This is a genomic window from Mucilaginibacter sp., assembly GCF_025362475.1.
Lineage (GTDB): Bacteria > Bacteroidota > Bacteroidia > Sphingobacteriales > Sphingobacteriaceae > Mucilaginibacter.
Genome location: NZ_JANYGH010000076.1, coordinates 1 through 8,106, shown reverse-complemented (window position 1 = coordinate 8,106; position 8,106 = coordinate 1). Strand labels below are relative to the sequence as shown.

General features: G+C 41.8%; 8 protein-coding genes. 5 read left to right on the top strand and 3 right to left on the bottom strand.

Annotated elements, in window-relative coordinates; genetic code table 11:
• A partial coding sequence (locus Q0R88_RS26030; protein ID WP_295721531.1) for a hypothetical protein occupies positions 1-219 on the bottom strand: 219 nt, incomplete at its 3' end.
• Between the two features lie 127 nt (positions 220-346).
• On the opposite strand from Q0R88_RS26030, the gene Q0R88_RS26025 reads away from it, so the two are divergent.
• Positions 347-727: a VOC family protein gene (locus Q0R88_RS26025; RefSeq protein ID WP_295721529.1), complete on the top strand. Its 381-nt coding sequence runs from the start codon at positions 347-349 to the stop codon at positions 725-727.
• A 166-nt stretch (positions 728-893) separates the two neighbouring features.
• Entirely contained in the window at positions 894-1,349 is a 456-nt protein-coding gene (locus Q0R88_RS26020; RefSeq protein WP_295721528.1) for a hypothetical protein, read from the top strand.
• A 114-nt stretch (positions 1,350-1,463) separates the two neighbouring features.
• On the opposite strand, the gene Q0R88_RS26015 is transcribed toward Q0R88_RS26020, so the two are convergent.
• On the bottom strand, positions 1,464-2,045 hold the full coding sequence (locus Q0R88_RS26015) for a TetR/AcrR family transcriptional regulator (protein ID WP_295721526.1): 582 nt from the start codon (positions 2,043-2,045) through the stop codon (positions 1,464-1,466).
• A gap of 71 nt (positions 2,046-2,116) precedes the next feature.
• Positions 2,117-2,866, bottom strand: coding sequence for a glucose 1-dehydrogenase (locus tag Q0R88_RS26010; protein ID WP_295721524.1), 750 nt, complete (start codon positions 2,864-2,866; stop codon positions 2,117-2,119).
• A gap of 229 nt (positions 2,867-3,095) precedes the next feature.
• Here Q0R88_RS26010 and Q0R88_RS26005 point away from each other — a divergent pair, with 229 nt between their 5' ends.
• The 3 genes from Q0R88_RS26005 to Q0R88_RS25995 all read left to right on the top strand — a co-directional run.
• The gene (locus Q0R88_RS26005; protein ID WP_295721522.1) at positions 3,096-3,695 is read left to right on the top strand and encodes a sigma-70 family RNA polymerase sigma factor; all 600 of its coding nucleotides are present in this window, start codon (positions 3,096-3,098) and stop codon (positions 3,693-3,695) included.
• 76 nt (positions 3,696-3,771) lie between these two features.
• A complete protein-coding gene (locus Q0R88_RS26000) occupies positions 3,772-4,935 on the top strand; it encodes a FecR family protein (protein ID WP_295721520.1) in 1,164 nt (387 codons plus the stop codon).
• Positions 4,936-5,260: 325 nt separating this feature from the next.
• On the top strand, positions 5,261-8,106 hold a 2,846-nt coding region (locus Q0R88_RS25995; RefSeq protein WP_295721518.1), incomplete at its 3' end, for a SusC/RagA family TonB-linked outer membrane protein.

Here is an 8,106-nt window from a genome sequence, read left to right as displayed (position 1 = left end):
GAGATGGCGTTCCAGGAAAAAGAAAGCGTGGAGCCGGGTGCGCCAATGATCTGCAGTGCGCCAAAGTTCATCCCATATAGCCAGTTGTTCGCCAAACGGCAGTGCGGAAAAGGTATAGGGGCGTTTAGATTCACGGCGATGGAGGGGAATGTTTCCCTGGAAGCTGCCAAGATGGGCTTTTACTTCTTCGGTGGGGCTGGTAGATTCTGCTGGTTTCATGCTTTGCGAAATTATCGTTTTTCAGGCAAGAAGTGTTTTAATGAGGTATCTATTATTTTAACTTAAAAGCCAAAATTATCGCAGCGATTTTACACAGAACACGGTATCTTAGTTTAAAAAAAGCGATATGCTTGCCAATCAAAACTTAAAGGCCTTTGTACCGACCATAATGCCGGAAAAGGCCAGGTCATTTTATAGCGAAGTATTGGGCCTGGAATTATTATCGGAGGACCAGTATGCACTGGAATTTGATGCTAACGGAACGTTGTTGCGTGTGGCCATTGTGCCAGAATTCAAGCCCCACCCATTCACTGCCCTGGGCTGGAACGTGGATGATATTACCGCTACGATCAAGTCATTAAATGACAAAGGTGTCTTTTGTGAGCATTTTGGTTTTTTAGAACAGGATAGCTTAGGTGTTTGGGCGGCACCCGGCGGGGCAAAAGTGGCCTGGTTCAAAGACCCGGATGGCAACCTGCTGTCTTTAACCGGGTACCAGGATATTTGAACACTTAAAAGACAAATCCCCACAAAACAAAAAGTAGAGGAGTATAAGAATAAAAAGACTGATGTCTATTATTCTGGTAGTTGCTCTACTATTTTTCTGCCGCGTTTTCTTTTCGATTAATATTGTTCCATGGACCACTAAATATTTTCATTTAAAATTTAAAGTCATGAAACAGAGCACATTCAAACAAGCGTTTATTAAAGTATTTACGCTGATTACATTAAGCTTAACAGCATTTAGTTTCACCAGTAAGTTTGGGCTGGACGGTTACGAAATCTATTTGAATAATAAACTCATCCTGAAGCAGTATGTGAACCAGCCACTTAGTTTAAGAGTACTGCAACTGAATAACGCAAATGAGGGCGACAACCTGCGTATTAAGTATACACATTGCACCGTTAAGGGGCCCGGCACCGGCCGGAGTATTGTTCTACAAGATGAGCAAGGAAACACCCTTAAAAAATGGGCCTTTGCTGATGCTGCTTCAGATTATAATATGACGATACCGGTAAAAGAATTATTGCAGCTGGAAAAAAAGAATGCCAATCACGAGCTCAGCCTCCATTATGCCGCCCGGGAACTCCCTAAAGGCGAAACACTTGCAATGCTTCATTTTAAATGAGGCAATTGATGAAAATTTAAAAGCCTTGCTCCTGATTAAAAGAAGCAAGGCTATAATTTTTATTCAATTAATTGAAAATCCGGGACGAATGTTGGGCGATGAATATCAGCTACTTTAATCCAGTGCAGATACGGTAAGCTTGATGATGTCAGCAAAAACAGATTTATCTGTAGTTGATTTCGCGGTAACCTGCATGCCTTTTACCGCATTAAATATGAATCTTGCCAATGCGCGGGCATCCTGTCCGTTTCTTATCTCGCCACTGGCCTGGCCTTTCCTTATCACCTGGTAAAAGGCTTCATCCATTTGTTGTTCGTTCTTGCATATCAGCTTATTAACTTCGGCATCGTGCGGTGCTACTTCAACTTCGGCATTTACCATGAAACAGCCTTTTTGCTGTTTATCAACCAGTAAATCGTTAATCGTAAGTTCCAATAGCTTTTGGATAGTTTCTTTGGCAGATCCGGAATGATCGATGATCTCCTGAATTTTAGCTGCGCCGGAATTTTGATAGCTCTCCAGCGCTTTCATAAAAAGGGTGTGTTTATCCTTATAAGTATCATACAGACTTGACCGGCTAATGCCCAAACCATCCACCAGGTCCTGCATGGATGTGCCATTATACCCCTTGTGCCAAAAAAGTTGTATTGCTTTGGTTAGCACCTCATTCTCATCAAAATCTTTCGTTCTTGCCATAACCTGGAATAGCCTTGCTTATTCAAGCAAAGCTATTCATTTTTAATTATTTTTCTGTAAAGCAGGGGGTATTACCTTACGCCACCGCTTGCCAGTAATATTTCACCTGTTAACCAGCGTGAATCTTCTGATGCAAGGAACACTGCAACATCAGCAATATCATCTGGCTGACCAATGCGGCCAAGCGGTGTGGTACTTACAATTTGAGTTTGAAAGTCACTGCCGATAAATCCGGCTGTGTGTGTACCTTCAGTTTCAACCATACCCGGATTGATGGAGTTTACACGTATTTTTTTACCACCAAGCTCTTTTGCCAATACATGGGTAATGGCATCAACAGCGCCCTTTGTGGCGGTGTAAATTGAACTTCCCGGAGGCGTGATACTAGTAACGGCCGAACCAATGTTAATAATGCTACCACCATTTTCATTAAAGCTTTTAACCGCACCTTGTGTAGTCAGTAATAAACCAAGCACGTTGGTGTTAAATTGGGTATGAAAATCTTCGGCGTTAATTTCTTCAATAGCGCCAAATTTGTAAACACCTGCATTATTTACCAGGATGTCAACCGCACCGAATGCGTTTTTTGTTTCTTCAAATAAACGGGTGATATCAGCTTCATTAGATACATTACCCTGTACAGCAATAGCTTTACCGCCATTTGCAGTGATCTCGGCAACCACCTGGTCTGCCCCTGCTTTTGCCGAAGCATAATTTATTACAACGCTTGCTCCTGCTGCTGCAAGGCTTTTAGCGATACCTGCACCAATACCTTTTGATGCTCCTGTTATTACAGCTACTTTGTTTGCTAACTTTTTCATTTTGCGTATTAATTACTTTTTCTATATTTGGAATAATCGTTCCGCAAATATATATTCAATTCGGAATGAACGTTCCGATTAATATTTTTTATGAGTCAGAGATGACTAAACTATATCACCGAAGCTAAGCGCCTCATGCTTGTTTTTAATTGATTTTCCTGTATATGCTGTATTGTAATTTAGTTTTTTAATAATTTCGTATCTTTAAAAAAACTTGCTGATTCATTAAATGCCCGCTACAATCTCCAATAAACTTGCTATTGTTTGGTCTGAAAAGATCCAGGTATTTGAGATGGCTTTTAACAATTTCTGGGACGAACTTTACCGCCACACTTACCGCAAAACGCAAGCCGAGGACGTATCTAAAGACCTTGTTCAGGAGGCTTTTATAGTATTGTGGGATAGCCTTGATAACCTGAAAGGCCCCGATGAAATATTGCCATTTTTATATGGCACCCTACGAAATAAAACGTTGCGGGAATTTGAAAAATCCGAGATCCACTTAAGATATAGGCAATCTGCAGCAATAGTGGATAGTCCTTTTGATACTTCATCAGAAAATCTCCTGTTAAACCGGGAGCTGGAAACTGTAATTGCCGGCGAGGTAACAAAAATGCCGGCAAGAATGAAAGAAATCTATATTTTAAAGAAAGAAGAGAACTTTTCTATCCGCGAAATCGCCGAAAAATTGGGATTATCCGAACAAACAGTAAAAAATCAGCTCCAGAGCGCTTATGGAAGACTGCGTTCCTGCCTAAAAGACTACAATTCGCCTATCGTTACCGTGGGTTTTGTGGTTTGCTACATGCCCTTATTACTCCACTGTTAATTTATTTGAATTAAATTGTAAAATCGCATAGTACTTTTTGCGCCTTAAACGTATATGTATATAAATAGCATATAGCGTGGAAGAGCAAGAGTTAAAAAAACTGATTTCGAAATACAATTCGGGTGTTGCCACGGCCGAAGAAAAAGTACTTGTTGAAAATTGGTACGAAGAATTAAACGGCGAAGAGCTATCCATAAGTCATGACCGCCTTATGGCGATAAAACAGGATACCTATACCAACTTATTGGCCCATATAGGCAACACACAACCTCAAAAATACCCCGCACAAAATAACAAATATGTTTTTCCGCATTATTTAAAATGGGTAGCGGCAGTTTTGCTGCTATCCATTACTATTACTTTTTATTATTACAACAAGCGGGCATCTACACAAACAACAAACTACATTGCTAAAAATGATATAGCACCGGGTGGCAACAAGGCCATATTAACCCTCACCAACGGCTCAAAGGTGGTATTGGATGATAAAAAGAACGGCCGGCTTGCTACGCAAGGTCAAACCATTATTCAAAAAAAAGGGAGCGGTTTGTTAACTTATTTATCAGCTGCCTTATCAAGCCAAAAAACTACCGAAATAACTTATAACACCGTAAGTACCCCAAGAGGCGGGCAGTATGAGGTAATATTACCCGACGGAACGCAGGTTTGGCTCAACGCGGCATCATCCCTAAAGTTCCCTACCGCGTTTACAGGTAAAGAACGAAACGTGGAACTAACTGGCGAGGCTTATTTTGAAGTGTCGAAAAATAAGGCCATGCCTTTCCATGTATCCGCCGGCGGGCAGTTGATTGAGGTTTTAGGTACTCATTTTAATGTTAACTCCTATACCGATGAAATGTTGATTAAAACAACACTGCTGGAAGGCTCTGTAAAGGTTAATAAAGGAATATCATTTGCCATGCTGAAACCCGGGCAGCAATCCACCATCAACAATAACGAAATAACCCAGGTAATTAAAGTTACTGAGGTTGCTGATGCCGAAGAAGTAATGGCCTGGAAGGATGGCAAATTTTACTTTAACAATGCCGATATTAAAACGGTAATGCGCCAAATTGGACGCTGGTACGATGTGGATGTTGAATACGCCGGCAAAATACCTGGCAACGATGGATTTACCGGAACCTTTTCGAGAAATATGACTGCCTCAAAGGCATTAAAAATACTGGCGTTTTCTGGTGTCGACTTTAAAATAGAAGGGAGAAAGATTATCGTAAAATAAATACACTACATCAATCGGGCGGCGAGGCTGCCTGGCCGTGGTGGCCATAAAAAAACCGGAGAGTGCTACCAACACTGTCCGGCAATAGTATGGGCCAACCTCATTTGACTTACTTGAGATAAACAAACTGTACACTAACCCAAAACCATACAAAAGTATGCAATTTTCTACTTCTTGTTTGCCGCATTGTAATTATAATTATACGCGGTTTAAAAAAATACTATTGGTAATGAAGCTAACCACTTTACTCCTCCTGATAGGCTTTCTACATGTAAATGCAGCAGTTTATGGCCAACACATAAACTTAAATGCAAGTAACATTACTATGGAAAAACTTTTCAAGCAATTGGAAAAGCAAAGTGGTTATTCATTTTTTTACAAAGCCGGCGCTTTAAAAAATCTCCCTAAAATAGATGTGGAGATAACCGATGCCAACATTGATGAGGTACTGCAAAAATGTTTTAAAAACAAGCCGCTTGATTATCTTATTATTGATAAAAGTATAGTCATCAGGCGTAAGGATAAAGAACCCGAACCAATAGTTATATCGGTAAAGCCAACCAATGTACTGGTACATGGCAAGGTGGTTGATGCACAAAATGATCCTTTACCAGGGGTAAGCATCAAACTAAAAAACACACTGCAGGGCTGGGTTACTGATGCCAAAGGCGAGTTTAACGCCTTAATTCTTGACCCCAACGTCGCCAATGGCATACTGCAAATAAGTTTTGTAGGCTTTACCACTCAGGAGGTGGCCATTAAGGATATAAAAGCCCCGTTTATTATAAGCCTTAAGCCCGATGTTGGCAAGCTGGATGAAGTGCAGGTAATAGCTTACGGCCAAACTACCAAACGTTTTAATACTGGCAACCAAACTACAATAACCGCTAAAGACATTGCCAAATACCCCGTTACCAATGTTTTAGAAGCCCTGCAAGCCAGCGTACCCGGCATGAACATTGTTAAAACCACAGGCATGCCTGGCGGTGTGTACAGTGTAAAAATACGAGGGCAAAATGGTATTAATAACGGCACCGGCACCGATCCTTTATATATTGTTGATGGTATCCCCTACCAGGGTGGCTACTATGATCTTCAGAACGGTACGCTGGGTAGCTTGCCGGGAAAATCTGGCATCGGCGGCGATGCGCTTAACTTTATAAACCCACAGGATATTGAGAGCATTAACGTACTTAAAGATGCTGACGCAACAGCCATTTACGGTTCGCGTGCTGCCAATGGCGTTATATTAATAACTACCAAAAGAGGTAAAGCCGGCAATGTTAAGGTTGATGTAAACGTATACTCGGGCGTAAGCAGGGTTACACGCTTGCCTCACTTTTTAAATACTCAGCAATACCTGGAAATGCGCCATGAGGCCTATAAAAACGATGGCCCGTCATTTTCACAGGCTTATGATATTAACGGCACCTGGGATACCACACGCTATACCAATTGGGCAAAAGAGCTGATAGGCGGTTCGTCGCACACCAGCAACGCGCAGGCTACAATTTCTGGCGGTAATGCCACTACACAATTCCTCATCAGCGGTAATTACAACAGGCAATCAAACCTGATGCGGTTAGGTGGCTCTGATCGTAACGCGTCTGTACATTTCAGCATAAATTCGGCTACTGCAGATAATAAATTCTCGGTATCATTTACCGGCGGATATCTGTATAATAACAATACAATAACCAATGTTGATTTTACAAACTCGGTTTCTTTGGCACCCGATGCCCCGCCACTGTACAACCCCGATGGATCATTAAACTTCCAGAACAATACCTTCAACAACCCTTATACATCAGCCAAACTCATTAACAATACGCCGGCCAGCAATTTAACCAGCAGTTCTATTTTAAGCTATAAACCGGTTAAAGGACTGGAAGTAAAAGCAACACTGGGCTATAACAGGCAGGAGATCAACGAATTTTTAGGAACGCCAACCACAGCCTCAGCGCCTTTTCTAAATGCAACAACCGGTCAAAGCAAATTTACAACCGATGTTAACTCCACATGGAGCGTTGAGCCACAGATTAATTACAACACCAAAATAAGTAAAGGCGATTTTAGCGCTTTAGTAGGTGCCAGCCTGGCGCAGCAAACATCCGAGTCTACCCAGTTAGTTGCAACCGGTTACACCAGCGATGCCTTGTTAAAAAGTATTTCGGGCGCTACAAAAATTACGCCTTATGTACCTTATGGATATGATAAAAACAAGATGGCCGCGCTTTTTGGCCGCATTGGTTACATTTGGGATAACGAGTTTCTGCTGCATTTAAGCGGCCGCTACGATGGATCGAGCAAGTTTGGCCCAAACAAACAATACCATTTTTTTGGAGCGGTAGGCGCAGGCTGGATATTTACCGAGGAAAAATTCATAAAGGATAACCTTCCTTTCATCAGCTTTGGTAAACTGCGCGCAAGCTATGGTGTTACGGGTAACGATCAGATAGGCTCATATCGCTATTTACAAAGTTATTATGCCGTAACGGTAAACGTGCCTTACCAGGGTATTCCGTGGCTTTCTGCAGGTAGCCCGGCAAACCCCAACTTATCATGGGAAACCACCAAAAAAGCCGAGATAGGTGCCGAACTTCAATTTTTAAAAGGCCGCATAACTCTGGATGCAAGCTATTACCGTAACCGCACATCTGATGTATTGTATGGCTACCCGCTATCCATAGTTACCGGGACAACATCAATAACAACAAACCTGCCGGCTGTGGTGCAAAACAAGGCCTGGGAGTTTGTCCTGACTGGCGTAAACATTAAAGGTAAAGATTTCACATGGTCAACTACCGGTTTATTAACCATACCACGTACTGCGCTTATTAAATACCCAAGCCTCAATACTACATCATTCGCCAACGCTTATGTATTGGGTATGCCAACAACCATACAAAAGGTATTTAATTTTGCCGGGGTAAATCCGCAAACAGGTGTGTATCAATTTTATGATAAGGATGGCCATATTACGGCCAACCCGGTTTCGGGTATTGACAATACCAGCGTCATCAATACCGATCCTAAATTTTATGGATCGTTGATTAACGATATTGCATACAAAGGCTTTACGCTCAATTTTACCTTCAGGTTTATCAAACAGGTTGGTAAAAGCGCTTTTGGACAATCTTCTTTGCTACCATCTGGCTTTGGCGCCATCAA

What these genes read in the sequence shown, in the direction of transcription:
- Q0R88_RS26025 (WP_295721529.1), top strand. Translation starts at nt 347, where the DNA reads ATGCTTGCCAATCAAAACTTAAAGGCCTTTGTACCGACCATAATGCCG.
- Q0R88_RS26020 (WP_295721528.1), top strand. Translation starts at nt 894, where the DNA reads ATGAAACAGAGCACATTCAAACAAGCGTTTATTAAAGTATTTACGCTG.
- Q0R88_RS26015 (WP_295721526.1), bottom strand. Translation starts at nt 2,045, where the DNA reads ATGGCAAGAACGAAAGATTTTGATGAGAATGAGGTGCTAACCAAAGCA.
- Q0R88_RS26010 (WP_295721524.1), bottom strand. Translation starts at nt 2,866, where the DNA reads ATGAAAAAGTTAGCAAACAAAGTAGCTGTAATAACAGGAGCATCAAAA.
- Q0R88_RS26005 (WP_295721522.1), top strand. Translation starts at nt 3,096, where the DNA reads ATGCCCGCTACAATCTCCAATAAACTTGCTATTGTTTGGTCTGAAAAG.